This window comes from Pseudomonas sp. NMI760_13 (genome assembly GCF_021283245.1).
Lineage (GTDB): Bacteria > Pseudomonadota > Gammaproteobacteria > Pseudomonadales > Pseudomonadaceae > Aquipseudomonas > Aquipseudomonas peradeniyensis.
This window is the reverse complement of the sequence record NZ_JAJSRC010000016.1, coordinates 65,027-89,603: the sequence shown is the minus strand read 5'-3', so window position 1 is coordinate 89,603 and position 24,577 is coordinate 65,027. Positions and strand designations below refer to the sequence as shown.

General features: G+C 64.9%; 23 protein-coding genes and 1 pseudogene. 16 read left to right on the top strand and 8 right to left on the bottom strand.

Annotation, left to right across the window (positions count from 1 at the left end; all coding sequences use genetic code 11):
* The first annotated feature begins 136 nt into the window (after positions 1–136).
* Together LU671_RS17405 and LU671_RS17400 are read left to right on the top strand one after the other, a co-directional pair.
* A complete protein-coding gene (locus tag LU671_RS17405; RefSeq protein ID WP_232856367.1) occupies positions 137–2,791 on the top strand; it encodes a sensor histidine kinase in 2,655 nt (884 codons plus the stop codon).
* Complete coding sequence (locus LU671_RS17400) at positions 2,788–3,483, top strand: response regulator (RefSeq protein ID WP_232856366.1); 696 nt, start codon at positions 2,788–2,790, stop codon at positions 3,481–3,483. Before LU671_RS17405 ends, LU671_RS17400 begins: the two co-directional genes overlap by 4 nt.
* Positions 3,484–3,570: 87 nt before the next feature.
* Here LU671_RS17400 and lysA read toward each other — a convergent pair whose 3' ends face one another.
* Positions 3,571–4,800, bottom strand: coding sequence for a diaminopimelate decarboxylase (gene lysA, locus LU671_RS17395; RefSeq protein WP_232856365.1), 1,230 nt, complete (start codon positions 4,798–4,800; stop codon positions 3,571–3,573).
* A gap of 228 nt (positions 4,801–5,028) precedes the next feature.
* Here lysA and LU671_RS17390 point away from each other — a divergent pair, with 228 nt between their 5' ends.
* A complete protein-coding gene (locus LU671_RS17390; protein WP_232856364.1) occupies positions 5,029–5,955 on the top strand; it encodes a LysR family transcriptional regulator in 927 nt (308 codons plus the stop codon).
* 4 nt (positions 5,956–5,959) lie between these two features.
* On the opposite strand, the gene LU671_RS17385 is transcribed toward LU671_RS17390, so the two are convergent.
* Both LU671_RS17385 and LU671_RS17380 read right to left on the bottom strand, forming a co-directional pair.
* Positions 5,960–6,259: a hypothetical protein gene (locus LU671_RS17385; RefSeq protein ID WP_232856363.1), complete on the bottom strand. Its 300-nt coding sequence runs from the start codon at positions 6,257–6,259 to the stop codon at positions 5,960–5,962.
* Positions 6,260–6,277: 18 nt separating this feature from the next.
* Positions 6,278–6,664 carry a hypothetical protein gene (locus LU671_RS17380; RefSeq protein WP_232856362.1) on the bottom strand — a complete coding sequence of 129 codons (387 nt, stop codon included), beginning with the start codon at positions 6,662–6,664 and terminating at the stop codon, positions 6,278–6,280.
* Between the two features lie 165 nt (positions 6,665–6,829).
* Between LU671_RS17380 and LU671_RS17375 the strand changes: the two genes are divergently transcribed.
* Both LU671_RS17375 and LU671_RS17370 read left to right on the top strand, forming a co-directional pair.
* Complete coding sequence (locus LU671_RS17375; RefSeq protein ID WP_442799891.1) at positions 6,830–7,669, top strand: AraC family transcriptional regulator; 840 nt, start codon at positions 6,830–6,832, stop codon at positions 7,667–7,669.
* Between the two features lie 95 nt (positions 7,670–7,764).
* On the top strand, positions 7,765–8,103 hold the full coding sequence (locus tag LU671_RS17370; protein WP_110738724.1) for a hypothetical protein: 339 nt from the start codon (positions 7,765–7,767) through the stop codon (positions 8,101–8,103).
* A 3-nt stretch (positions 8,104–8,106) separates the two neighbouring features.
* On the opposite strand, the gene cynR is transcribed toward LU671_RS17370, so the two are convergent.
* Positions 8,107–8,997, bottom strand: coding sequence for a transcriptional regulator CynR (gene cynR, locus LU671_RS17365; protein ID WP_232856360.1), 891 nt, complete (start codon positions 8,995–8,997; stop codon positions 8,107–8,109).
* Positions 8,998–9,107: 110 nt separating this feature from the next.
* On the opposite strand from cynR, the gene LU671_RS17360 reads away from it, so the two are divergent.
* From LU671_RS17360 to LU671_RS17350, 3 genes are all read left to right on the top strand, one after another.
* Positions 9,108–9,767 (top strand): carbonic anhydrase, encoded by a 660-nt coding sequence (locus LU671_RS17360; protein ID WP_186733909.1) that lies wholly within the window; start codon positions 9,108–9,110, stop codon positions 9,765–9,767.
* A 30-nt stretch (positions 9,768–9,797) separates the two neighbouring features.
* Positions 9,798–10,268 (top strand): cyanase, encoded by a 471-nt coding sequence (cynS, locus tag LU671_RS17355; protein WP_186714928.1) that lies wholly within the window; start codon positions 9,798–9,800, stop codon positions 10,266–10,268.
* 184 nt (positions 10,269–10,452) lie between these two features.
* Positions 10,453–11,676 (top strand): amidohydrolase family protein, encoded by a 1,224-nt coding sequence (locus LU671_RS17350; RefSeq protein ID WP_232856359.1) that lies wholly within the window; start codon positions 10,453–10,455, stop codon positions 11,674–11,676.
* Between the two features lie 9 nt (positions 11,677–11,685).
* Here the strand turns inward: LU671_RS17350 and LU671_RS17345 are convergent, their stop codons facing one another.
* The 3 genes from LU671_RS17345 to LU671_RS17335 form a co-directional block, all read right to left on the bottom strand.
* Positions 11,686–12,939, bottom strand: a complete 1,254-nt coding sequence (locus tag LU671_RS17345; RefSeq protein ID WP_232856358.1) for an arsenic transporter — start codon at positions 12,937–12,939, stop codon at positions 11,686–11,688.
* 8 nt (positions 12,940–12,947) lie between these two features.
* Positions 12,948–14,201, bottom strand: coding sequence for an MFS transporter (locus LU671_RS17340; protein WP_232856357.1), 1,254 nt, complete (start codon positions 14,199–14,201; stop codon positions 12,948–12,950).
* A 133-nt stretch (positions 14,202–14,334) separates the two neighbouring features.
* Entirely contained in the window at positions 14,335–15,228 is an 894-nt protein-coding gene (locus LU671_RS17335; RefSeq protein WP_028690499.1) for a LysR family transcriptional regulator, read from the bottom strand.
* Between the two features lie 146 nt (positions 15,229–15,374).
* On the opposite strand from LU671_RS17335, the gene LU671_RS17330 reads away from it, so the two are divergent.
* The 5 genes from LU671_RS17330 to LU671_RS17310 all read left to right on the top strand — a co-directional run bounded on the left by LU671_RS17330 (position 15,375) and on the right by LU671_RS17310 (position 22,122).
* Entirely contained in the window at positions 15,375–16,454 is a 1,080-nt protein-coding gene (locus tag LU671_RS17330; protein ID WP_028690500.1) for a 4-oxalomesaconate tautomerase, read from the top strand.
* 76 nt (positions 16,455–16,530) lie between these two features.
* Positions 16,531–17,844 carry a C4-dicarboxylate transporter DctA gene (dctA, locus tag LU671_RS17325; protein WP_028690501.1) on the top strand — a complete coding sequence of 438 codons (1,314 nt, stop codon included), beginning with the start codon at positions 16,531–16,533 and terminating at the stop codon, positions 17,842–17,844.
* A gap of 124 nt (positions 17,845–17,968) precedes the next feature.
* The gene (locus tag LU671_RS17320; RefSeq protein ID WP_050704953.1) at positions 17,969–19,273 is read left to right on the top strand and encodes a CitMHS family transporter; all 1,305 of its coding nucleotides are present in this window, start codon (positions 17,969–17,971) and stop codon (positions 19,271–19,273) included.
* Between the two features lie 63 nt (positions 19,274–19,336).
* On the top strand, positions 19,337–20,590 hold the full coding sequence (locus LU671_RS17315; protein ID WP_232856356.1) for an OprD family porin: 1,254 nt from the start codon (positions 19,337–19,339) through the stop codon (positions 20,588–20,590).
* 179 nt (positions 20,591–20,769) lie between these two features.
* Positions 20,770–22,122, top strand: a complete 1,353-nt coding sequence (locus tag LU671_RS17310; protein WP_232856355.1) for a spinster family MFS transporter — start codon at positions 20,770–20,772, stop codon at positions 22,120–22,122.
* A gap of 45 nt (positions 22,123–22,167) precedes the next feature.
* Here LU671_RS17310 and LU671_RS17305 read toward each other — a convergent pair whose 3' ends face one another.
* The gene (locus LU671_RS17305) at positions 22,168–22,992 is read right to left on the bottom strand and encodes a helix-turn-helix domain-containing protein (RefSeq protein ID WP_232856354.1); all 825 of its coding nucleotides are present in this window, start codon (positions 22,990–22,992) and stop codon (positions 22,168–22,170) included.
* Positions 22,993–23,238: 246 nt separating this feature from the next.
* Between LU671_RS17305 and LU671_RS17300 the strand changes: the two genes are divergently transcribed.
* From LU671_RS17300 to LU671_RS17290, 3 genes and pseudogenes are all read left to right on the top strand, one after another.
* On the top strand, positions 23,239–23,553 hold the full coding sequence (locus LU671_RS17300) for a DUF2834 domain-containing protein (RefSeq protein WP_232856353.1): 315 nt from the start codon (positions 23,239–23,241) through the stop codon (positions 23,551–23,553).
* Positions 23,550–23,954 (top strand): annotated as a pseudogene (locus LU671_RS17295) (MAPEG family protein); the annotation flags it as partial. The gene LU671_RS17300 and the pseudogene LU671_RS17295, both read left to right, overlap by 4 nt.
* A 167-nt stretch (positions 23,955–24,121) precedes the next feature.
* Complete coding sequence (locus LU671_RS17290) at positions 24,122–24,577, top strand: hypothetical protein (RefSeq protein WP_232856352.1); 456 nt, start codon at positions 24,122–24,124, stop codon at positions 24,575–24,577.

Below are 24,577 nucleotides of genomic sequence, written 5' to 3'. Positions count from 1 at the left end.
CGTGCCGCGAAAGGGCCGCGCAGCGGCCCCAGCGATTGTTGCCTCACCGCAGATCAACTGGGGCTGCTATGCAGCCCTTTCGCGGCACGAGGCCGCTCCTACATCGACCGCGTAATGAGGCAAAAAAGGATGAAACATGAGTGACTCCGCCCGCGCCGACGCGCTGTTGGCGGGCCTGCCCCGGGAAGGCCGGGGCAGGCTCAAGGTATTTCTTGGCGCCGCGCCCGGGGTCGGCAAGACCTTTTCCATGCTGCAAGCCGCCCATGCCCAGCTACGCCAGGGCGTGCGCGTGGTGGCCGGGGTGGTCGAGACCCACGGCCGCGCCGAGACCGAGGCTCTGCTCGGCGGCCTGGCCCAGCAACCGCTGTTGCGCAGCGAATACCGCGGCGTGATGCTTGAGGAAATGGACCTCGACGGCCTGCTCAAGGCCGCGCCACCTCTGGTGCTGGTCGACGAACTGGCCCACACCAACGCCCCCGGCAGCCGCCACGCCAAGCGCTGGCAGGACGTGCAGGAGCTGCTCGCCGCCGGCATCGATGTGTACACCACGGTCAACGTCCAGCACCTGGAAAGCCTCAACGACAAGGTCCGCGACATCACCGGCGTGCAGGTGCGCGAGACCCTGCCCGACTGGGTGCTGCAGGAAGCCTTCGAGCTGGTACTGATCGACCTGCCGCCCCGCGAGTTGCTCGAGCGCCTGCGCGAGGGCAAGGTCTACGTGCCCGAGCAGGCGCGGGCGGCCATCGAGGCCTATTTCTCCCAGACCAACCTCACCGCCCTGCGCGAGCTGGCCATGCAGACCGCCGCCGCCCAGGTCGACGCGGACCTGGCCAGCGGCTACCGCCAGCGCGGCCAGGAAGCCCCTGCCTTGCGTGGGCGCCTGCTGGTGGGCATCGATGGCGACGACCAGGCTGAGCGTCTGGTGCGCCACGCCTGCCGCGTGGCCCAGCGCCGGCATCTGCCGTGGAGCGTGGTGCATGTGGACAACGGCCGCCTGCGCGACGAGACCGCCCGCCATCGCCTGCAGGCCGCCCAGCAACTGGCCGAGCGCCTGGGCGGCGAAGTGGTGCTGCTACGTGCCGGTGAAGTGGCCCGTACGCTGATCCAGCACGCCGCCGAGCGTCGCGCCAGTCTGGTACTGGTAGGGCAGTCCCGCGACCTGCTGCGTCGGCGCTTCTTCGGCGCCGGTGTCGCTGCCCGTTTATTGCGTGAGAGCCACGGCCTGGAGATCAACGTCCTCGACCGCGACGCCCAGCCGCAAGCGGCGCGGGCGGCGGTCAAGCGTGTGTGGGTGTGGCGTCACTACCTGCTGGCGCTGTTCGCCACCGTGCTGGCCACCGGCCTGGCCTGGGCCGTGTCGAGCATGCTGGCGTTGCCCAACATCTCCCTGGTGTTCCTCGCCGCCGTGCTGCTGGTGGCGGTGCGCAGCAGCCTGGGCCCGGCGCTGGCCTGCGCGGCGTTGTCGTTCCTGACCTACGACTTCCTGTTCATCCCGCCGAACTTCTCCTTCGCTATCCAGCGCGAGGAGGATGTGCTGACCCTGGTGTTCTTCCTGTTGATGGCGGCGCTCACTGGCAACCTGGCCGCCCGCCAGCGCCGCCAGCTGCAGGCCCTGCGCGAGACCCAGGCGCAGACCAACCAGCTGCTCGACCTGTCGCGGCGCCTGACCGTGGCCACCGACCGCCAGGCCGTGTTCAGCGCCGCCGGCCAGCATATGGACGGCTGGCAGGACGTGCAGGTGTGCCTGCTGGAGCGCAGTGCCGATGGCTTGCTGCAAGTCGCCAGCGGTGGCAACCATGCCTTCACCGACAACGAGCGCGCCGCCGCCGAATGGGCCTGGCAGCATGGCCAGGCCGCAGGCTTTGGCAGCGATACCTTGCCTCACGGTCGTTGGTGGTGGTGGCCGTTGGCCGTGGAAGAGCAACCCCTGGCGCTGCTCGGCATACGTCCCCGCGATGGCGAGCCGCTGAGTGCCCAGCGCCGCCGTCTGCTCAAGGCCCTGGCGCAACCCCTGGCCCAGGCCCTGGCCCGCGCACGCCTTGGCGAGCAACTGGAAGCCGCGCGCCTGCATGGTGAAACCGAGCAACTGCGCAGCGCCTTGCTCGCCTCGGTATCCCACGACCTGCGCACCCCGCTGACCTCCATGCGCGGCAGCATCGACAGCCTGCTGGCCCTGGGCGACGCGATTCCCCCGGACGACCGCCGCGAACTGCTCGAAGGCACCCGCAACGAAGCCGAGCGCCTGGATCGCTACATCCAGAACCTGCTGGACATGACCCGCCTGGGCCACGGCACCCTCAAGCTGGCCCGCGACTGGGTGGCCCCGGCCGATATCGTCGGCAGTGCCCTCAATCGCCTGCGCGTGGTGCTGACGCCCCTGCGCGTGCACACCGAAGTGCCGCCGGAGCTGCCGCTGCTGTTCGTGCACGCGGCGTTGATCGAGCAGGCGCTGATCAACGTGCTGGAGAACGCCGCCCGTTTCTCCCCGCCGCAGGGCCGCCTGGAGCTGCAGGTCTCGGTGCGCGACGAGCAGCTGTGCTTCGCTGTCGCCGACGAAGGCCCAGGCATTCCCCCGGACGAGCGCGAAAAGATCTTCGACATGTTCTACACCGCTGCCCGCGGCGACCGGGGCGGGCAGGGCACCGGTCTGGGCCTGGCGATCTGCCAGGGCATGATCGGCGCCCATGGCGGCCGCATCCTGGTCGATGATGGCATCGATGGCCACGGCACCTGCATCACTCTATGCTTGCCGCTGCCGACCCAACCCGATACTGAAAGTGAAGCCCCATGAGCCAAGCCGCCACCCTGCTGGTCATCGACGACGAGCCGCAGATCCGCAAGTTCCTGCGCATCAGCCTGGCGTCCCAGGGCTACAAGGTGCTCGAAGCCGCCACCGGCAGCGAGGGCCTGGCCCAGGCCGCGCTGAACAAACCTGACCTGGTGGTGCTCGACCTGGGCCTGCCGGACATGGACGGCCAGCAGGTGTTGCGCGAGTTGCGTGAATGGAGCACGGTGCCGGTGATGGTGCTGTCGGTACGTGCCAGCGAGGTGCAGAAGGTCGATGCACTGGATGGCGGGGCCAACGACTACGTGACCAAGCCATTCGGCATCCAGGAGTTCCTGGCCCGGGTGCGGGCCTTGCTGCGCCAGGCGCCGCAGGTCGGTAGTGCGACGTCTGCCGCGAGCTTCGGGCCATTGGTAGTGGACTTCGCCTTTCGCAAGGTGACCCTGGATGGCGTGGAAGTGGCGCTGACGCGCAAGGAGTATGCGCTGCTGGCGCAACTGGCCGGGCACCCGGGGCGGGTGATCACCCAGCAGCAGCTGCTGAAGGACATCTGGGGGCCGACCCATGTGGACGACACCCACTACCTGCGCATCGTGGTGGGGCATCTGCGGCAGAAGCTGGGGGATGACCCCACGGCGCCGCGGTTCATCGTCACCGAGGCGGGGGTAGGGTACCGGCTGGTGACGCCGGCCCTGTAGGAGCGGGCTTGCCCCGCGACCACCGGCGAAGCCGGTGCCACGCATCGTATCGCGGGGCAAGCCCGCTCCCACAGGTAGAGCTGGGCGCTAAATACCCAGTTCCAGTGCCAAAAGCTCCTGCACGGTCTGGCGCCGACGGATCATGCGCAGGTTGCCCTGCTCGACCAGAAACTCAGGCAGCAACGGGCGGCTGTTGTAGTTCGACGACATCGAAGCCCCGTAAGCCCCCGCGTCATGAATCACCAGCAGGTCACCCACCTTGGCCTCTGGCAGTTGCTGCGGGGTCAGCTCCTCGTCGTTCTGGGTAAATACATCCCCCGACTCGCACAGCGGCCCGGCCACCACGGTCGGTTGCAGCGGACGGCTCACTGGCCGGCCCACGGCATCGAACAGGCTCATGCGGTGGTAGGCCCCGTACATCGCCGGGCGCATCAGGTCGTTGAAGCCGGCATCGACCAGTATGTAGTGCCTGTCGCCCATCTGCTTGACGGCACGCACCTCGGCCACCAGGCAACCCGACTCCGCCACCAGGAAGCGCCCCGGCTCGATTTCCATGCGCACGGGATGGCCGAGCATGGTTTCAACTTCCGCCCGCGCCACCGCCCAGGTGCGGGCGTAGCGCTGCAGGTCCACCGGCTGGTCGTCGCTGCGGTATGGCGTGGACAGCCCGCCACCGATGGAGAAGGCCTCGATGTCCACGCCCAGCTTGCCGATCAGCCCGACCATCGCGCCGGCCACCTGTTCCAGATGCTCGTAGTCCACGCCCGAGCCGATATGCATGTGCACGCCGACCAGGTGCAGGCCGTTTTCTTTCACGCAGGCCAGCGCCTCGGGCAGTTGCTCGTGCCAGATGCCGTGCTTGCTGTTCTCGCCCCCGGTGTTGGTCTTGCGGCTGTGGCCATGGCCGAAGCCCGGGTTGATGCGCAACCAGACCCGGTGCCCACGGGAGTGCTCGCCCAGCTGACGGAGCATGTCGATGGAACCGGCGTTCACTTCGATCTTCGTCTCTACCACTCGGGCCAGGGTCGGCTGGTCCAGCACGTCGCAGGTCAGCACCACGCCGGCCGGGTCACCGTCCACCGTCGCCCCGGCCGCGAAGGCCCGCTCCATTTCCCCCAGCGACACGGCATCGAGCACCAGGCCACGTTCGCGCATCAGGCGCAGGACATGCAGGTTGGGGTTGGCCTTCTGCGCGAAGCGGACCGTGTCAAAGTGCTGCAGGAGCTGGTCGATGCGCTGGTGGATGGTCTGGGCGTCGTAGGCCCACAGTGGCGAGCCGTGCTGGCGGACGGCCTGGGCCAGGAGGGTGGTGGTCATGGTGGTGTTCCTTGTAATGGATGCACCGATCTTGAGTGAGTTGGATGATTCATAAAAATAGATAATTTTCAGAAGGTCATCCGTATTTGATATACATTCGACTGCTGTAGGAGCGGGCTCGTCCCGCGAACACCGGCAAAGCCGGTGCCATCCACCGCGTTGCCGGTGTTCGCGGGACAAGCCCGCTCCTACAGGTCCCTGCCAAACGTTCAGGTGTTGCATGCCCCCATGAAACTCTCCATCCGCCACATCGAAGTGTTCCGCGCCATCATGGCTGCCGGCAGTGTCACCGGCGCCGCGCGCCTGCTGTTCACCTCGCAGCCCACCGTTAGTCGCGAGCTGGCGCGCATGGAGCAGGTCACCGGTTTGAACCTGTTCGAACGCGAAGGCGGGCGCCTGGCACCCACGGCCCAGGCCTTGCTGCTGATCGAGGAGGTCGAGCGCGCCTTCGTCGGCCTGGAGCGCATCGATCGCTTCGCCCAGGCCATCCGCAACTTCGAACAGGGCCGGCTGGCCATCACCTGCCTGCCGCTGTTCTCGCAAACCCTGCTGCCCAAAGCCTGCAAGGCGTTCCACCAGCAACACCCCGGCGTGAGCGTGAGCATCACCGCGCAGGAGTCTCCGCTGCTGGAGGAGTCGCTGGTGGCCCAGCAGCACGACCTCGGCCTGACCGAAACCGCGCAGGTGCCACGGGGCGCGGTCGGGGAGCTGCTGTTCAGTGCCGACATGGTCTGCGTGCTGCCCGAAGACCACCCATTGCAGGCCAAGCCGGTGCTGGCGCTGCAGGATTTCCACGAGGTCGACTTCATCAACCTGGCCAGCCTGGACAGTTACCGGCAACAGCTTGACCGGCACTTCCGCGAAGCAGGGGTGAACCGACGCACGATCATCGAGACCACCAGCGCGGCGTCGGTGTGCGCGATGGTCCGGCAGGGCCTGGGGGTGGCGATCATCAATCCGCTAAGCGGGCTGGAAGCGGGGCAGGGGGGCTTGCCGATTCGCCGCTTGAGCCTCTCGGTGCCGTACCAGGTGATGTTGATCCGGCCGGAGCTGCGCCCGGCATCGGCGGTGCTGGAACCGTTTTGCCAGGCATTGAGGGCGCAGGCGCGGGACATGCAGGCGGCATTGGCGAAGGCCTTCCATGGCGCCACCTGATCGCTCAATGCGCCATGGCCTTGAACGTTCGGAAGCAAAGCCCCGTCGCCAGCCGTTGCGCGGTCAGATCGAAGAGCATGGCCAGGCACGGTAGCTTGAAGTGCGCGGTCATCTGTTCGACACAGTCCCAGTGGCCGGTGAGGATCCAGCGTTCACTCGGCAAGGCTGCGTACTTGAGGCTGTACACCACGCATCCCGAGGTACGGTTCAACACCTCCAACAAGCCTTCCAGCCTCTCCTGGAGCACCGCTGCCGAACCGATGGCCGGGATGATCTCGACGGTGTTGATTGCGACCAGACCCATGGCGAGCCCTCCCTGTGTTCACTTCGCCAGCAGCTGGTTCGCCACTTTGAAGGCTTCTTCCTGGGTGGCGACGATATGCAGGGGGTAGCCCCAGAAGGCTTCGAACTTGGCTGCGAACAATTGAGCGGCCTCCTGTTTGTCGGCATCCGGCTCGATGAGGATCTGCCCCCGGACGTAGGTGCGCAGCGCGGCCTTGTGGCGCTTCATCCACAGTGACAGTTGTTTCTGTTCGTCATGGGTATGTCCATTGGCTTTTTGCCTGGCGCGTTCCGCGTCCAGCAAGACGAACGGTTCGGCGCCTGCCAGCAGCGTTTCGAAGACTGCGAAACCTTCATCGCGGGTATCGATGGTGGTATTACCGGTATCCATCCAGACCAGCGGAAAATAGGTGGAATCCAAAAGCATCTGTCTGATCCTCTGCGTGTGTTGATGCGTGGTCGCCGTTCTGGAAAACCGACATCGGCGACCCAGATGCACGATAACCACGTGACTCATGGACGTCATTGCGAAATCTTGTCATTCTGTTTTTCATTTCGGCCAATGCGTCAGCTTCGAGCAATGAGCAGCATCGTGGAATCAATCACCCCCGAAACCCTGGCCAGCCCATGGGATGTCGATGGCATTCCACGTCAGGTCATCGCCTTGTGCGCGTCCCGCGTAGGCAAGGACTGGGAGCTTGCCCCTCACCGTCATCGCAAGGCGCAGTTGATCTACACGGTGCGCGGCATTCTCAACTGTGAGGTGGAGACCGGGGTGTGGATCGTGCCGCCGCAGTGCGCGGTGTGGATCCCAGGGGGGCTGCTGCATTCGACCCGTGGCTCGGGAGAAACCGAATGCCATTGCCTGTTCGTCGAGCCGGAGGCGGTCGAGTATCTGCCGACCACCTGCTGCACGCTGGCGGTGTCGCCACTGTTGCGCGAACTGTTGCTCAAGGCGACGGGCTTCGAGGCGCTGTACGCCGAGCGCGGGCCCGAGGCGCGACTGATCGCCACGTTGCTGGACGAATTGTGCGCCGCCCCCGTCGAGGATCTGCACCTGCCCATGCCCCAGGACCGCAGGCTGCGCCAGCTGGCGCAGCGGCTGCTGGCCGACCCGGCGAGCACAGCGCCGATCGGCGAATGGGCCCGGCGCATCGGCATGAGCGAGCGCAGCATGAGCCGGCTGTTGCTGCAGGAAGTCGGCATGAGTTTCGGCCGCTGGCGGCGGCAGCTTCATGTGATCCTTTCGTTGCAACGCCTTGCCAAGGGCGAGAGTGTGCAGGCGGTGGCCCTGGCGTTGGGTTACGAAAGCGCCAGTGGCTTCGTCACCATGTTCCGCAAGGCCATGGGCAAGCCGCCTGCGCGCTATCTGCTCGAGCGCGGTGCCGGTGATCCGGCCGAAGCAGCCCGTGGCATCGTGCTCGCGCCCTGAGCGGGAGGTACCCCGGAAACCTGAACGATTCGATTCCCGTCAGGGTCAACCCCTTCAGCAGTGATCAGAAACGCTCCACAGCATGAGGATTGATCATGAGTACCCTGACGATCGAAGGCTGGTGCAAAGGTGACGGTGACCGCAGGTCCACCCCGGTGGGCGACATTCACTTTGACATCCAGGGCGCCGCCCACACGGCGCTGGAGCAGGCCGAAGAGCGCCTGCAGCAGAGCCACGAGCGCGAAGCGATGGTGGATGTCGACATGGACACACTGAACCTGGTCTTGCCTGAAGGCTATGGCCCCTTGTCCGACTGCCGCCTGCGTGTCTACCTGAGCGACGACGAGCGGGGCCAGTTCCATCTGGTCGGGCATCGGGCCAGCGATGGCAGCCTGATCTACACCAATGCGGTGCTGATTGCGCAATTGAGCTGAGCCTCAGCTGCGCTCCAGCTGTGCGGCCACTTCCTTGGCCAGCGCCAGGAAGGCCTGCGCCGCCGCGGTCTGGTAGACACCCCTGCGCTGCATGAGCACGGCCGTGCGTTGCAGGCGCAAGGGGTCGAGGGCGATGGCGGTCAGGTCGTCATGCGCCAGGACGATGTTGGCGGGGAGCAGCGTCGACAGCGTCGTCCTGCGCACCACTTCGATGACCGCGCCGATAGCATTGGCCTCCATCCGCACCTGCGGGCGTATGCCGTGCTGCCGGCAATAGCGCTCGATCTGCTCCCGAGTGGCGAATTCGGCGCTGAGCAGGATCATCGACTCGTCGTTCAGCGCCTGTAGCCCGATGGCGCGTGCATGGGCCAATGGGTGCTGGCTGCCGACCACCAGCGCCAGTGTCTCGACCAGCAATGGGTAGGTGTCGATGTCCTGGGCGTGGGGCTCATCGAAGGCGATACCGACATCCAGTTCGTCCGCCAGCAGCAGTTCCTCCATGTGCTCCTGGGCGATTTCGCGCAAGTTCAGGGTGATATTCGGGTACCGGCTGTGGAAGGCCTCGACCAAGGGGCCGACCAGATAGCTGGTAAAGGTCGGCGTCACCGCCACCCGCAATAAACCTCGGCTGAGGTCGCTCACATCATGGATCGCGCGCCTGGCCTCCTGCAGTTCCTGCGACGCCCGTTTCGCATAGCGCAGATAGACCTCGCCGGCATCGGTCAGCCGAGTCGTGCGCCCCGAGCGATCGAACAACTGCGCCCCCAGGCTTTCCTCCAGTTGCCTGACCTGCTGCGAAAGCGCGGGCTGGGAGACGTGCAGGGCTGCCGCCGCCCGAGTGAAGCTATGGTGTTGCGCGACCGCGAGAAAGTACTGGATATGCCGGGCGAGCATGCTTCTCTCCATAAGATAATCTGATGCCATTCATCATAAATGAGACTTTTACCTTATGTAACGCACCGCCTAACCTTTGCCTCACACACCGCGACACTGAGGCATCAGCCATGCAAGACATCATCGACGGCTTCCTGAAGTTCCAGCGCGACGCCTTCCCCGAGCGAGTCAAGCTGTTCAAGGACCTGGCCACCCAGCAAAGCCCGCGGGCGCTGTTCATCTCCTGCTCCGACAGCCGCCTGGTGCCCGAGCTGGTCACCCAGCGCGAGCCGGGCGACCTGTTCGTCATCCGCAACGCCGGCAACATCGTGCCGTCCTACGGCCCTGAACCCGGCGGGGTGTCGGCCTCGGTCGAGTATGCCGTCGCCGCCCTGCAAGTGGCCGATATCGTCATCTGCGGTCACTCCGACTGCGGCGCCATGACTGCCATCGCCACCTGCAAGTGCCTGGACCACATGCCCGCCGTGGCCGGCTGGTTGCGCTACGCCGACTCCGCCCGTGTGGTCAACGAAGCCCGCCCGCATCAAACCCCTCACGCCAAGGTCGAGGCCATGGTGCGAGAGAACGTGATCGCCCAGCTGGCCAACATCCAGACCCACCCCTCGGTGCGCCTGGCCCTGGAAGAGGGCCGCGTGGCCCTGCATGGCTGGATCTACGACATCGAGAGCGGCCGCATCGACGCCTTCGACGGACGCACCGGCCAGTTCGTATCCCTGGCGGACAACCCAGACGTCCGCGCTGTTTCCCACGCTTCCCGGCACGTTGCCTGAACCCGATTTTCAACCCAAGGAGACACTCCCATGATCCAGTCGCAAATCAGCCAGAACGCCCGTCTTGCCCTGAGCGAGGTCATCCTCCTGGCCAAGGCCCGCAAGGACCTGTCGTTCGCCCAGATCACCGATGGCACCGGCCTGTCCGAAGCCTTCGTCACCGCCGCGCTGCTGGGCCAGCACCCGCTGCCGGCCAGCGCCGCCCAGGTGGTGGGTGACAAGCTCGGTCTGGACGCCGACGGCATCGCACTGCTGCAGACCATCCCACTGCGCGGCAGTATCGAAGGTGGCGTGCCGACCGACCCGACGATCTATCGCTTCTACGAGATGCTGCAGGTGTACGGCACCACGCTCAAGGCGCTGGTCCACGAGAAGTTCGGCGACGGCATCATCAGCGCCATCAACTTCAAGCTGGATGTGAAGAAGGTCGATGATCCGGAAGGCGGTTCCCGCGCTGTGATCACCCTGGATGGCAAGTACCTGCCGACCAAACCGTTCTGATTCGCCCATAGGGACATGGCCCGGTCTCCACAGGGTGGCCGGGCCATTTCTACAGACGATATTGGCCCCCTGTAGGAGCGGGCTTGCCCCGCGAACACCGGCAAGGCCGGAGCCATCCACCGCGTTGTCCAACATCGCGAGTACAGGGTGTCGACCGTAATGACTGATTACGAGAAACGACGGCATGGACCTGATCATCAGAAATGTCCGCATCGACGATGCAAAACCCTTGATGGATGTGGCCGTGCACAACGGCAAGATCACTGAAATCGCCCCGACGATCACCGCAACGGCAACCCAGGAAATCCAAGGCAATGGCAATGTCCTGATCCCAGGCTTCGTCGAAGGCCACCTGCACCTGGAAAAAGCCAATGTCATGCAACGCAAGGCCAACCGCTCCGGCACCTTGAAGGAAGCGATCGCCGTCACCGCCGAGCTCAAGCCCACGCTCACCCGCGAAGACATCCGCGAGCGCTCGACCCAGGTGTTGCGCGCGCTGGTGCAGGCCGGCACCACCCATGTCCGTGCCCACGCCGAGTTCGACCCCGCCCAGGGTTTTACTGGCCTGGATGTGGTGCTGCAGCTACGGGAAACATTCCGCGATGTCATCGATATCCAGGTGGTCGCCTTTCCCCAGGAAGGCATCCTCAAGTTGCCCGGCATGAAAGCGATGATGGTCGAGGCGATGGAGAAGGGCGCCGATGTGGTCGGCGGCATTCCCTACAACGACGTATCGCCCCACGAGCACATTGATTTCGTTTTCGACCTGGCCCAGCGTTATGGCAAGGACATCGACCTGCACCAGGACTTCGCCGACGACGCCGAGCACATGACCATCGAATACGTGGCCCGCCGGACCCTCGCGGCAGGCTACCAAGGGCGCGTCAGCGTCGGCCACCTGACCAGCCTGGCGGCCGTCGAACCAGCGCGCCAGTCGCGTATCATCGCGCTGCTGCGCGAAGCCGACATCAGCGTGATGTGCTTGCCGGCCACCGACCTGCACCTGGGCGCCCGTGGCGACAGCCACAATGTGCGGCGCACCCTGACCCCGGTGCGAGCCTTGCGCGATGGCGGAGTGAACGTGTGCCTGGCCACCAACAACATCCGCAATGCCTTCACTCCCTACGGCACCGGCGACCTGCTGCATATCGCGCAGCTGGCCATCCCCGCCTGTCACCTGGGCGGGGCGGACGACCAGGCCACGGTGCTGCCGATGCTCACCAGCAACCCGGCCAAGGCCCTGGGTTTGCAGAGCCATGGCTTGGCGGTGGGCAACGACGCGGACCTGGTGCTGATGGACACCCACCGTGTCAGCGACGTGATCCTCGACCTGCCCGCGCGGCTGATGGTGCTCAAGCGCGGCAGGGTGGTGGCGACAGCGGAGCAGCGGCGTTCGGTGGTGTTCTGAAGGCCGGGTTCAGACGGCCAGCAGCAACAGTGCCGCCAGCAGTGCCGGGGGCATTACCAGCACGCCCAGACGCAAGAAACTCGATGCGCCGACATGCTCGCCCTCGCGGCGGATCGCCACCAGCCACAGCAGCGTGGCCAGGGAGCCGGTGATCGACAGGTTCGGTCCCAGGTCGACGCCGATAAGCAAGGCGGCGGTGGTCTGCCGGGGCAGTTCGACGAGGTGGCCGATGGAACCGGCGATCAGGCCGGTGGGCAGATTGTTCATCAGGTTGCTGGCCACGGCCGCAGTCACGCCCGCCGTCCAGCTTGCCGTGCCTGCCGACTGTTGCGCCAGGGCGGCCAACGATTGGGCAAGACGGTCGATCACGCCGGTGTGGGCCACGGCTTCCACCAGCACGAACAATCCTGCGACCAAGGGCAGGACCCCCCAGGCCACGTGACGCAGCAACGGCGCCGGGTTGCGCCGCTGACGCAGGTGGATCAACCCGGTGGTGGCCATGCCTGCGCAAAATGTCGGCAGCCCTAGCGGCACGTCCAGTGCCGATACCGTCAACAGCAGGGTGCCGGTGAACATCAGGCCCAGCGCGCAAAGCCGGGCGCCGGCCGACAGGGGGCGCATCTCGATGGCCACGGCCAGCGGCTGACGGATGCGCTTGCGCTGGGTCACGCGCAGTACCAGGTAGGTCATGGCGATGGCGCCCAGCGAGGGCAGGGTGAGCTGGCGCAGCCATTCCAGCAGCGGTGGCATCTGGCTGCCGAAGACTACCAGGTTGGCCGGGTTGGAGATGGGCAGCACGAAGCTGGCGGCATTGGCGATGAAGGCGCAGATGAACAGGTAGGGCAGCGGCTCGGCCTTGGCCGCCTTGCACGCCGCATACACGGCCGGTGTCAGCACCACAGCGGTGGCGTCATTGGACAGGAACACGGTGACCAGTGTACCGACCAGGAATACCAGGTCGAACAGGCGTTGGCCCGAGCCCCTGGCATGCTGCACCGCGTACCTGGCCAGCCAGTCGAACAAGCCTTCCTGGCGAGCCAGCTCGGCCAGCACCATCATGCCGGTCAGGAACAGGTAGACATCGCCTCCTTCGGCGATTGCCGCCAAGGCCAGGCGCCATGGGATCAGGCCGCAGGCCGTCAGCCCTAAGGCGGCGCCCATCGCCCAGACATATTCGGGCACGCGTCCCGGCCGAAGGATGACCAGGGCGGTGGCCGCGGCCGCAACCGACCAGATGATCAGGGATGACTCAGCGACAGGCATGCGAGGACTCAGTTTCCGGAAGGGGAGTGAAGGGGAGGGGCTTGCTCGGCGTTGGCATCGCTGGCAGGTCGGCGGGTCTCCGGCATGGCCAGCCAAAGCAGAAGCAACGCTGCAGTCGCGATGCCCGCCAATGTCAGGAATGCCGCGTCGTAGCCTGCGGACTGTACCACCAGCCCCGCGACACCGGGACTTAGCGCCGCGCCCAGGCCGAAGGCCGTGGACAATGCGCCAAGGCTGACATTGAAGCGCCCGCTGCCTTGGGTGAGGTCCTTGACCACTACCGGGAACAATGCCCCGAACAGTCCGGCGCCGATGCCATCGAGCAATTGCACGGCCACCAGCCAGAACGGATCGTCCGACATCACGTAAAGCACGCCACGCAGCGGCAGGATCAGAAAGCCGGCGAGCAACAGCGGCTTGCGTCCCCAGCGGTCGGCCCTGGCGCCGGCCAGCAGCGCCATGGGCACCATCACCAGCTGCGCCGCGACGATGCACGCCGAGGTCAGCGGCGTGGCCAACTGCAGGTTGGCCTGAGCCAGCTTCTGGCTCACCAGCGGAAGCATTGCCGCGTTGGCCAGATGGAACAGCGCGCAGCACACGGCGAACAGCAGCAAGGGGCGATTGTGCAACAGTACGGCAAGGCCGGCGGGGTGGGCATGCTGGCCCGGCGGCCGCGGGTCAAGGCCGCGCGCGAGGTCATGGTCGATGGCTGTCGCCGGCACTCGGCTGATGGCGATCAGGCTGGCCACAGTCATCGCCGCCATCAGGTAGAACACCGCCACCGGTCCGAACAGGTAGGCCAGCCCGCCGGCGAGCACCGCCGAGCAGGCATTGCCGGCATGGTTGAAGGTTTCGTTGCGGCCCATGCGCCGGGTGAATGCCCGGGGCCCGGTCAGGCCCAGTGAAATGGCAGCGATGGCCGGTGCGAACACGGAACCGGCGAGCGCGCTGATGGCTTGGGTCAACGTCACCAGCGCGACGCTGGTGACCCAGGGCAGCACCAGGCAACTGCCGGTCACCAGCAGCGCGGCGATGGCCATCACGGCGCGCTTGGCCGTGGTCCTGTCGATCAGCGCGCCAGCTGGCGTCTGGGTCAGCAATGTCGTGACGCTGGCCAAGGTCATGACCAGGCCGATGCTGCCGGGCTCCCAATGGTGCACCGCCAGCAGGTAGATCGCCAGGTAGGGCCCAAGCCCATCACGGACATCGGCCAGGAAAAAATTCAACCCATCGAGCGAACGTTCATGAGCAGGCGAGGCCAAGGAAAACTCCGCAGGGACAAGTGAACAGAGCACCCTGGATTTCAAGGGCGGTCAACAGCCGCATACGTTATGCACTCCGTGGCGCAGGTGCTGATGAACTTTGCGCGGATCCGGCATGCCATCGGTCCAGGGGTCAGCGATTGGGCCATTGCTGCAAGAGGATCGATACGAACTTTTCGGCCGCCGGCGACAGCGACGCACCGCGACGAAACACCAAGCCCAGCGTGCGGCTGACCTGCGGCTCGCCCAGCGGCACGCTGACCAACGTCGGATGGTCGGCGCTGGGCATGGCCAGGCTAGGCATGGCCGAGACCCCCAGCCCGGCCTCGACCATGCCCAGCGAGGTCGACAGGTGCTGGACCTCGTAGAACCATTGAGGACGAAGGTTCAGGCCGGCTAGCGCATGATCGAGCAACATGCGGTTGCCGCTCAGGCGACCGACCCCGATCAAGCGGTAGTCGGCCAGTTCGGCCCAGGTCACCGACTCGCGCTTGGCCAACGGGTGGTCCCGGCGGCATGCGAGCACAAAATGCTCCTGTACCAGCGAGACGAACTCGATGTCCGGATGCTGGCCACTCATCATGTTGATGCCAAAATCGGCCTCTGCGCGCAGTACGGCTTCCAGCCCATCGTTGGCACTGAGGTCCAGCAGGCGGATGCGGATCTTCGGGTACTGCGCGTTGTAGTCGCGGATCACCGAGGGCAGAAAGTAGAACGCTGCCGTGGGAATGCAAGCGAGGGTGACCTGCCCCGTCTGGCGCTCGGCCAGTTCGCGGATGCTCAGGATCGAATCCTCGAAATCATCCAGCAGGCGCCTGGCCTTGGGCAGGAAATCCCGACCCACGCTCGTCAGGCTGACCCGGCGCGTAGTGCGTTCGAGTAACGAAGTACCGAGCCCTTCCTCGAGCTTCTTGATTCGTCGGCTCAGGGCGGGTTGGGACAAGTGCAGCGCTTCTGCAGCCTCGTGAAAGCTGCCAAGTTCGGCGATTTTCACGAAAGATCTTATATCTTGCAGTTCATATTCCATCAGGCATCGCTCAGTGGGCCGTTCGATTATTGATGCTTGCATCGCAATAATGACTACGATATTTGCATTGGATTGATTTATCCATCCCTGTCACTCTTTTGCTCACAACATCAATGATGTCCATTGATCAACAAGAGTGCGAAATCATGCAACGAATTCCTTGCGTACTCATGCGCGGCGGTACCTCCAAAGGGCCGTTCTTCCACGCCTGGGACCTGCCTGCAAACGTGGTCGAGCGCGACGAGTTGCTGATCAACCTGATGGGCTCCGGACACGAGCTGGAAATCGACGGCATCGGTGGCGGCAGCCCGCAGACCAGCAAAGTGGCGATCATCAGCCCGTCGTTGCACGCCGATGCCGATGTCGACTATCTGTTCGTCCAGGTGATGGTCGCCCAGCGGCGCGTCGACACCGCGCCCAACTGCGGCAACATGCTGTGCGCCGTCGGGCCGTTCGCCATCGAGCAAGGGCTGGTCAAGGCCAACGACGGCAAGACCCTGGTACGCATCCGCAACCTCAATACCGGAACCTTCGTCGATTCACTGGTGCAAACGCCTGGTGGCATCGTGCGCTACGAAGGGCGCACGGCGATCGACGGCGTCCCTGGCACGGCGGCCCCGGTGCACCTGACGTTCCTCGATGCAGTGGGCAGCAAGACCGGCAAGCTGTTCCCTACGGGCAAACCTCAGGATGTGATCGACGGCGTGCCGGTCACCTGCATCGACATGGCGATGCCCATGATGATCGTCGACGCCCGGCAACTGGGCGTGACCGGCTCGGAAACCCCGGCCGAGCTGGATGCCGACAATGCCTTGCTGCAGCGCCTGGAAGCCTTGCGCCTGAAGGCTGGCAAGGCCATGGGCCTGGGTGATGTCAGCGGCATGGTGATTCCCAAGCCGGTGCTGGTCGCGCCACCTCGGCATGACGGTACAGTGCAGGTGCGCTATTTCATGCCGCACAATTGCCACCGGGCCCTGGCGATCACCGGCGCCGTCGGGTTGGCCACGGCTTGCGTCAGCGCCGGTACGGTGGTCGGCGACCTGCTCGGCGAGGGGGCACAACACTTGGAGCAGGTGCGCATCGAACATCCCAGTGGTGGCATCGACGTGGCGCTGTCGCGTAGCGGCGTCGATGGCAAGACCCTGCAGGCATCGGTGGTGCGTACCGCCCGTCGGCTTTTCTCAGGGTTCGTCTATGCCCCGTCCTCGCGCAGGCTGGCGGGATAGACCCAGGCCGCCGCCACCATCAGCGTGGCTTCAGCAACAAGCGCATCCGCACAATTTCAACAATGGGTGATGCCTCATGAAACTTGCCAGATCCCTGTATTTCCAGATCCTCTGCGCCGTCCTGCTGGGCGTGGTGGTCGGCCACTTCTGGGCGCAACAGGCCGTTGCCCTCAAACCCCTGGGCGACGCCTTCATCAAGTTGATCAAGATGATGATCGCGCCAGTGGTGTTCTGCACCATCGTCACCGGCATAGCCGGCATGACCGACAAGCGCTCCCTGGGGCGCCTGATGAGCAAGACCTTGCTGTTGTTCCTGCTGCTGACCGTGATCAGCCTGGTGATCGGCCTGGCGGCGGTGTACCTGTTCCGGCCCGGCGCCGGCATGAACATCGATCCTGCCACCCTGAGTACAGAGGGCCTGGGCCAATACGCCGCCTCGGCGGCGAAACTGGGCGTGGTCGACTTCTTCATGCACATCATTCCGGAGACATTCATCGGTGCCTTCAACAAGGGTGAGGTGCTGCCGGTGCTGTTCATCGCCGTACTCAGCGGCTTCGCCCTGTCGTCCATGGGCGAGAAGGGCCGGCCCGTCCTTGCGGTGCTGGAGTCGGTCTCGATCATGGTGTTCCGTATCTTCGGTTACCTGATGCGTTTCGCCCCGGTCGGTGCGTTCGGTGCGCTGGCCTTCACCGTCGGGCAATACGGCGTCACCTCCCTCGGCGCCCTGGCCAAGCTGGTGGGCACGCTGTACATCGCTTGCGCCTTCTTCGTCCTGGTTGTGCTGGGCGGCATCTGTCGCGCCCATGGCTTCAGCCTCTGGAAGCTGCTGCGCTATTTCCGCGAAGAATTTCTGGTGGTGCTGGGTACCTCGTCCACCGAGCCGGTGCTGCCGCGCATGCTCGAAAAGCTCGAGCGGCTCGGTTGTCGCAAAGGCGTGGTGGGTTTGGTGCTGCCAACCGGGTATTCCTTCAACCTCGATGGCACCGCCATCTACCTGTCGCTGGCGGCCGTGTTCATCGCGCAGGCCTGCAACATCGACCTGACCCTCGGGCAGACGGTAACCATGCTGGCAATCATGCTGCTGTCGTCCAAGGGGGCCGCCGGCGTGACCGGCAGCGGCTTCGTGGCGTTGGCCTCGACCCTCACGGTCATTCACGACATACCGCTGGCCGGGCTTGCCTTGTTGATCGGTATCGATCGCTTCATGTCCGAGGCGCGGGCCCTGACCAGCCTGGCCAGCAACGCCGTGGCCACCGTGGTCATCTCGCTGTCGGAGCATGCCTGCGATCGCGAAACCTTGCTGCGCCGCCTCGACGGCGCGCCATCGGCGGCCGACGAAGCCGTCGACGCTCACCCCGAGTGGTCCGCGCAGCCTCCCCGGCACGGCTGACCAACCGGTTATCGCTCCCATGTTGCAGTAGACTTCCCCCCAGCATCCCTGCGATGCCGGGTGGGGCAGGGGGCCGCCTGCGCGTCGGGCGGCCAAACACAGAATAAAAACAAGAGAAAAAACCATGCTCGCACTCCTGGGCCTGATCATGGTGGTGACGTTCACCTACCTGATCATGAGCAAACGCCTGTCGCCGATCGTCGCGCTCACAGTGGTACCCATCGTTTTTGCCGTGATCGGCGGTTTCGCTCCCGAGCTCGGCAAGATGATGCTCGATGGCCTGAAGATGGTGGCACCCTCGGCGGCGTTGCTGCTGTTCGCCATCCTGTTCTTCGGCCTGATGATCGATGCCGGCCTGTTCGACCCTTTGATCCGCAAGATTCTCAAGCGGGTGAACGGCGATCCGATCAAGATCGCCATAGGCACCGCGCTGCTGTCGTTGCTGGTTGCCCTCGACGGCGACGGCACCACCACCTACATGATCACCTGCGCGGCGATGCTGCCGCTGTACAAACGCATCGGCATGAACCCGATGATTTTGGCCACGGTGTCGATGCTATCGCTGAGTATCATGAGCGGCATGAGCCCCTGGGGCGGGCCTGCCACCCGCGCGATCGCCGCCCTTGGCCTGGATGCGACCGAATACTTCATCCCGATGCTGCCCACCGTGATCGGCGGCGCGGCCTGGGTGGTGTTCACCGCCTATCTGTTGGGGCGCGCCGAGCGTCGGCGCATCGGCAATGTCACCCTGGCGTCAGGGGGCGGCAATTGCTACATCAAGGAGATCCTAGGCGACAACCCACACAAGCGTCCGCGCCTGGCCTATGTGAACCTGATGCTGGTGATCGCCGTGATGACCGCGCTGGTGATGGGCGTGATGCATTCCGCGCTGCTGTTCATGATCGGTTTCGTCGCCGCGTTGATGATCAACTATCCGCAACTGGAGCTGCAGAAGGAGCGCATTCTCGCCCATTCGGGCAATGCCATGACCGTCGTGCTGCTGGTGTTCGCCGCCGGCATATTCGCCGGCATCTTCTCCGGCACCAAAATGGTCGACGCCCTCGCCCAGACCTTGGTGGACTGGATCCCCGACGCCTGGAGCCACTGGTTCCCGCTGGTGGTGGCGCTGACCAGCATGCCGCTGACCTTCGTACTGTCCAATGACGCCTACTACTTCGGGGTGGTGCCGATCCTGGCCAACGCGGCCGCGGCCTATGGCATCGACCCGGTGGAAATCGCCCGGGCCTCGGTACTGGGGCAGCCGGTGCACCTGATGAGCCCGTTGGTAGCCTCGACCCTGTTGCTGGTGGGGATGGTCGACCGCGATATCGGCGACTTCCAGAAAGCCACCGTCAAGTGGGCGGTGCTTACCTCGCTGGTGATCACCGCGCTGGCGCTGCTCACAGGTGCCTTGTCTTTCTTCGTGTGAATCACCGGGCGCCGCGCGGCGCCCACCCACCGCTCATCCAAGAACAACAACAGAGTACCGATCATGTTCCGAAGTGTTTTCCGTGGGGCCACCTGTGGCCTGCTCTGCGGCTGGTTGCCCGTTGCCGGCGCTGGCGGATTCGTCGACGACGGCAAGCTCAAGCTGCAGCTGCGCAACGTCTATTTCAACGAGAACTTCCGTGACGAGCAGGGCCTGTCCCCACGCGCGGCGGCCTCCGCCAAGCATGAGCGGACCGAGTGGGCGCAGGGCTTTTTGCTCGACTACCAGTCCGGGTTCACCCAAGGCACCTTGGGCGTTGGGCTCGATGCCCTGGCCCTGGTGGGCGTGCGGTTGGACTCCGGACGCGGTCGCAGCGGCAGCGGCCTGTTGCCGGTGCACGACGACGGTCGGGCCGCGGACGAATTCAGCAGCGCCGGCCTGACCGCCAAGGCGCGCCTGGGCCAGACCGTGATCAAGCACGGCACCTTGCTGCCCAAGACCCCGGTGCTGGTCTACAACGACGCGCGGTTGTTGCCGCAGACTTACCAGGGCACGCAGCTGACCAGCACCGACATCGATGGGTTGAGCCTCACCGCCGGTCACCTGGACAAGTTCAAGTTGCGCGACTCCTCGGACAGCACCGGCTTGTACCTGGATGGCTACAGCGGCAACGCGTCCGGTGATTTCTCCTACGTCGGTGCCGATTATGCGGTGGGCAAGCCGCTGCGCCTGAGCTACTTCCACGCCCAGCTCGACGGCTTCTATCGCCAGGACTTCGCCGGCCTGGTGCATGACCTGCCGCTGGCCGGCGGTGTGCTGACCACCGACCTGCGCTACTTCAGAAGCCGCGACAGCGGTGCCGCCCATGGCGGCGCCATCGACAACGACCTGTACAGCGGGCAACTGGCGTATGCGCATTCCGGGCATACGGTCGGTGCCGGCTACCAGGTGCTTGATGGCGAGGCGGGGCTGCCCTATATCAGCGGCGCAACGGTGTATTCGTTCAGCAACGTCGGTATCGGCAAGTTCATCGAGGAGCAGGAAAAAACCTGGATGGCCAGCTATGCCTACAACTTCGCCGCCGCAGGGGTGCCCGGGCTGACCTTCATGACGCGTTACCTCAGCGGCGACAACGGTCGCGCCGGGGAGGCGGGTATCAAGGAATGGGAGCGTGACGCCGAACTGGCCTACGTGGTCCAGGGTGGCCCGCTCAAAGGCCTGGGGGTGAGGTTGCGTAACTATGTCTATCGTTCCGACTTCGCCCGAGGTCGCGATAGCAACCGTGTGTACCTGACCTACGACATCGCGCTTTGGTGAGTGTCCATCCTGGGTGGACGGTGCGCGTCCAGGCGTTGGTTGTGGGCATTGATGGCGGGCTTGTCGAGGTCCATCGGCTGCTATCAGCGCGATCAATGTTGGCAGACGATGGCCTGATGTCCCTCTAGATTGCAAAGGCGTGCTGGAAGCCCCGAACAACAATAACGAGGGACCCGACTATGCCCACCGCCACCCAAGCATCCAACGCCTGGCGCATCCTGTTCCTGCTGTTCCTGGCCAACCTGTTCAACTTCTTCGACCGCACCATCCCCGCCATCGTCATAGAGCCGATCCGCCTGGAGTGGCACCTGAGCGACTTCCAGATCGGCATCATCGGCACCGCCTTCACCCTGGTCTATGCCATCGCCGGCCTGCCGCTGGCGCGTATCGCCGACACGGGTTCACGCAGCAAGCTCATGGGCTGGGGCCTGCTGGCGTGGAGCGGGCTGACGGCGGTCAACGGCATGGTCGGCAGTTTCTGGAGTTTTTTGCTGGTACGCATGGGCGTGGGCATCGGCGAGGCCAGCTACGCGCCGGCCGCCAACTCGCTGATCGGTGACCTGTTCCCGGCCGGACGGCGGGCACGGGCGATGGGCATCTTCATGCTCGGCCTGCCGCTGGGCCTGTTGCTGGCGTTCTTCACCATCGGTGCGATGGTCCAGGCCTTCGACAGCTGGCGCGCGCCGTTCTTCATCGCCGCCGTGCCTGGCGTGCTGCTGGCGCTGTTCATCTTCATGATCCGCGAGCCCGCGCGCGGCGCGGCGGAGACGGTGGCCACCGCCCAGGCCCCGCTGGACCGCCCCCTGCGGCGGGTGCTCAGCGTGCCCACTTTCGCCTGGCTGGTGCTGGCGGGGCTGACCTTCAACTTCGCCTCGTATGCCTGCAACTCGTTCATGGTGCCGATGTTGCAGCGCTACTTCGCATTGCCGCTGCACGACGCCGCGGTGGCCACCGGGATGATCGTCGGCCTGAGCGGCCTGGTGGGCCTGACCCTTGGCGGCTGGGTGGCCGACAAGGTACACCAGCGTTTTGCCAACGGACGTCTGGTGTTCGCCGCGCTGAGCATGTTGGGCGCTACCTTGTGCACCGCCTGGGCGCTGCATGCCGGGCGTATCGAGTTGGGCGTGTTTGTGGCGGTGTTCGGGATCGGCTGGTTGTTCTCGTACAACTTCTACACCTGCGTGTACACCGCCATCCAGGATGTGGTGCAGCCGCGCCTGCGGGCCACGGCCATGGCGCTGTTCTTCGCCGGGCTCTACCTGCTGGGTGGCGGCCTGGGGCCAGTGGTGGTCGGTGGGCTGTCGGACCACTTTGCCGGAGCGGCCATGGCGGCGGCGGGCGAGGTGGCGATGAGCGAAGCGTTCAAGGCCCAGGGTCTGCATGACGCGATGTACCTGATCCCCGTGGCCCTGTTGCTGACCATGGTGTTCCTGCTGGCGGCCTCGCGGTGTTTCAGCCGGGATGCGCAGCGGATGCGCGAGGGCATGGTGCTGGATGGCGCAGAGGTGGCGGGGCAGGGCGCACAGGCTTGAATCCCCGTAGTTTGGCCAGATGTTGCGGCTCGATCATCATCGGGTTCATCGTCGGTGATGCCGAGCCAGCCATTGATCATAGGCCGCCGTCATAGTTCGCCACGTGGTGCCGTCGGCCGGCACCAGGTGTTCGATGCGCAGCGAGGCCACCGTGATGTCCTGTGGCATGCCGAAGGAGGTGAAGGTGGACAGAAACCTCAGCTCACCTTCGCCTGCCCGTACCCGCGTCAGCACCACCGGTGACAGCGGCGTGTCCGGCGCTATGGCGGGAGGCACGGGCAAGCCTTGTAGCCGCCGCGCCAGGTCACGATTGCCCATCGCCTCCCTGGCCGCCCGCTGCCAGGCGATCGCCCGTATCTCATCGGCATTGACCAGATGATCCCCCAGTCCGCCCGGGCGTAGCAGTGTGTCCAGCAGGTTGAGGCCCGAGGTGCTGCTCGTCGGTACCCCGGCCATGGTGAACAGCAACCCGGCACTGGCATTGGCCGCAGTGATGTCCCAGTTGCTGGCGATGACGATGGCCGGTGCGGGGTTGTTGGCCTGCAGGATGTGCTCCAGCGCGTCGAGCACCATCTTCATGGCCGGAGCGTCGGGTGCCGTGGCTGCATAGCGCGGCGCGTAGCCTGCTGCGAGGAACACTTCGTTGCAGTGTTCGAGCGGCACTGCCAACGCGCTGAGCAGGGCATGCAGTGTGCTTGGGCTGGCCTTGGCGCGACCGGTTTCCACACAGCTGAGGTGGCGTTGCGACAGGCCCGCCAACAGCGCCAGGTCGAGCTGGCTGAGGCCGGCCTTACGACGCAGACGGCGCAGGTGCTCTCCGGCATCGTTGAAGGCGGGTGTTTGCGTGGCGTGAAACGGAGAAGGGCTCATGCATCGACTCTGGCTGTCCTTGGCTGAAGCGTCCATGACCTGTGAGGTCATTGAGGCGGGGACGACTCTATCACTACCGTGAAAGCAGGATCGCGGTCATGGAACAAAACATAATTCTTTGATTTGACTGGGGCTGCGTGGGAGCGGGCTTGCCCCGCGATCACCCGCGTCACGGGTGCCAGGCTCCGCGGCGCCTGCATCGCGGGGCAAGCCCGCTCCTACAGGTCCCTGCCAAGGAGTCGGACAATGAAAGCTGAATGGATCACGCTGCCCGTATTGGTGTTGTTTACCCTGTACACCGGCTGGACCCTTATGATTGTTGATCAATCGCTTATCGCCTTTGGCCTTGAACTGATATCCCGGCCGGATACAGCTCAAGTCGTTATTGACCTGTATGTGATGGCTGGGCTGGGCTGTGTGTGGATGGTCAGCGACCAGCGCCAGCGAGGCGGATCGTTGCTCGGCGTCATGCCCTATCTGTTGCTGACAGCGGTGTTTGTTTCCCTGGGGCCGCTGCTGTACATCGTGGTCAAGGGCTTTGCGCAGAGACGCGGGGCATGAGCGGCGCTCTCGCGGTCTACGCCTGCTGCGTAGTGGTGCTGTTCTTCAAGATGCTGGCGATTTCCTGCTACCAGGGTTACTTCCGCCTGCGCTTCCTGGCCTTCACCAACAGCGAGGATGCGGCGGTGTTCAAGCGTTTGGCTTGCCCTGCGGAGCTGCCGCAGGTCACGCGGGCCATGCAGGCCTGGCGCAACGATCTGGAGAACATTCCGATGTTCCTCGCGCTGGGCGGCCTGGCGGTGGTGCTGGAGGCGCCCGTTGTCATGACGGCTTGGCTGTGCGGGGTATTCACCGTGGCGAGGGTGTCGCATACGGTGACTTACCTGGCGGGCATCCAGCCGTGGCGGACGGTGAGTTATGGCGTCGGGGTACTGTGCCTGATCGGGCTGGCGGCGCTGGTCATCGACAGCCTGTATTCGGTGCAGGATCCAGCAAGCGGCATTGGGGCTGCTACGCAGCCCATCACCGGACTGGCACGCGCTCGTGCATGAAGCCCGGCTGTGGTAGTTTGCGCCGCCGAGCCATGAGGCTGCGGGCCGTTGGTTCTCGAATGACAAGGACAGTCGATATGAGCGATACCCCTTCCGTACTCAGGAAACTGGCCATTCGGCTATTGGGGTTGGTCGTGGTGCTGCCCGTGTTTTTGGTAACGGGATACTGCACCACATTCGCCGTGTTCTTGCTCCCGGGGATGATCTATAACGGGTTCAATGACCCTTGGGACTATCAACTGAATCGCATTGGGTTGGTCATTGTGTTGATCGTAGGCCTTGTCGGCGTGAACACAGGGCTAAAGCTGTACCGGCATTTCCTGCGCAGCACCCGGGCGCCGGAATGGATCGGCTCGGCCTGGGCGGGGCTGGGCTGCGGGGTCGTAGCGAACCTGGCGATCATGTGCTGGTTTCCAGGGTCGCTGTGGTTCAAGGTGTTTCTGGGATGGCCATTGCTGGGCTGCGCGGTGTTTGCCCTGTTGTTGCTGCAAAGCACCGGATGGACAGGGAGCAGCGTCAGTCAAAAAGCCTGA

What these genes read in the sequence shown, in the direction of transcription:
- LU671_RS17350 (WP_232856359.1), top strand. Translation starts at nt 10,453, where the DNA reads ATGGACCTGATCATCAGAAATGTCCGCATCGACGATGCAAAACCCTTG.
- LU671_RS17400 (WP_232856366.1), top strand. Translation starts at nt 2,788, where the DNA reads ATGAGCCAAGCCGCCACCCTGCTGGTCATCGACGACGAGCCGCAGATC.
- LU671_RS17300 (WP_232856353.1), top strand. Translation starts at nt 23,239, where the DNA reads ATGAAAGCTGAATGGATCACGCTGCCCGTATTGGTGTTGTTTACCCTG.
- LU671_RS17310 (WP_232856355.1), top strand. Translation starts at nt 20,770, where the DNA reads ATGCCCACCGCCACCCAAGCATCCAACGCCTGGCGCATCCTGTTCCTG.
- LU671_RS17390 (WP_232856364.1), top strand. Translation starts at nt 5,029, where the DNA reads ATGAAACTCTCCATCCGCCACATCGAAGTGTTCCGCGCCATCATGGCT.
- LU671_RS17330 (WP_028690500.1), top strand. Translation starts at nt 15,375, where the DNA reads ATGCAACGAATTCCTTGCGTACTCATGCGCGGCGGTACCTCCAAAGGG.
- LU671_RS17290 (WP_232856352.1), top strand. Translation starts at nt 24,122, where the DNA reads ATGAGCGATACCCCTTCCGTACTCAGGAAACTGGCCATTCGGCTATTG.
- LU671_RS17305 (WP_232856354.1), bottom strand. Translation starts at nt 22,992, where the DNA reads ATGAGCCCTTCTCCGTTTCACGCCACGCAAACACCCGCCTTCAACGAT.
- LU671_RS17385 (WP_232856363.1), bottom strand. Translation starts at nt 6,259, where the DNA reads ATGGGTCTGGTCGCAATCAACACCGTCGAGATCATCCCGGCCATCGGT.
- LU671_RS17380 (WP_232856362.1), bottom strand. Translation starts at nt 6,664, where the DNA reads ATGCTTTTGGATTCCACCTATTTTCCGCTGGTCTGGATGGATACCGGT.
- cynS (WP_186714928.1), top strand. Translation starts at nt 9,798, where the DNA reads ATGATCCAGTCGCAAATCAGCCAGAACGCCCGTCTTGCCCTGAGCGAG.
- LU671_RS17320 (WP_050704953.1), top strand. Translation starts at nt 17,969, where the DNA reads ATGCTCGCACTCCTGGGCCTGATCATGGTGGTGACGTTCACCTACCTG.
- LU671_RS17335 (WP_028690499.1), bottom strand. Translation starts at nt 15,228, where the DNA reads ATGGAATATGAACTGCAAGATATAAGATCTTTCGTGAAAATCGCCGAA.
- lysA (WP_232856365.1), bottom strand. Translation starts at nt 4,800, where the DNA reads ATGACCACCACCCTCCTGGCCCAGGCCGTCCGCCAGCACGGCTCGCCA.
- LU671_RS17315 (WP_232856356.1), top strand. Translation starts at nt 19,337, where the DNA reads ATGTTCCGAAGTGTTTTCCGTGGGGCCACCTGTGGCCTGCTCTGCGGC.
- LU671_RS17345 (WP_232856358.1), bottom strand. Translation starts at nt 12,939, where the DNA reads ATGCCTGTCGCTGAGTCATCCCTGATCATCTGGTCGGTTGCGGCCGCG.
- LU671_RS17405 (WP_232856367.1), top strand. Translation starts at nt 137, where the DNA reads ATGAGTGACTCCGCCCGCGCCGACGCGCTGTTGGCGGGCCTGCCCCGG.
- LU671_RS17370 (WP_110738724.1), top strand. Translation starts at nt 7,765, where the DNA reads ATGAGTACCCTGACGATCGAAGGCTGGTGCAAAGGTGACGGTGACCGC.
- LU671_RS17360 (WP_186733909.1), top strand. Translation starts at nt 9,108, where the DNA reads ATGCAAGACATCATCGACGGCTTCCTGAAGTTCCAGCGCGACGCCTTC.
- dctA (WP_028690501.1), top strand. Translation starts at nt 16,531, where the DNA reads ATGAAACTTGCCAGATCCCTGTATTTCCAGATCCTCTGCGCCGTCCTG.
- cynR (WP_232856360.1), bottom strand. Translation starts at nt 8,997, where the DNA reads ATGCTCGCCCGGCATATCCAGTACTTTCTCGCGGTCGCGCAACACCAT.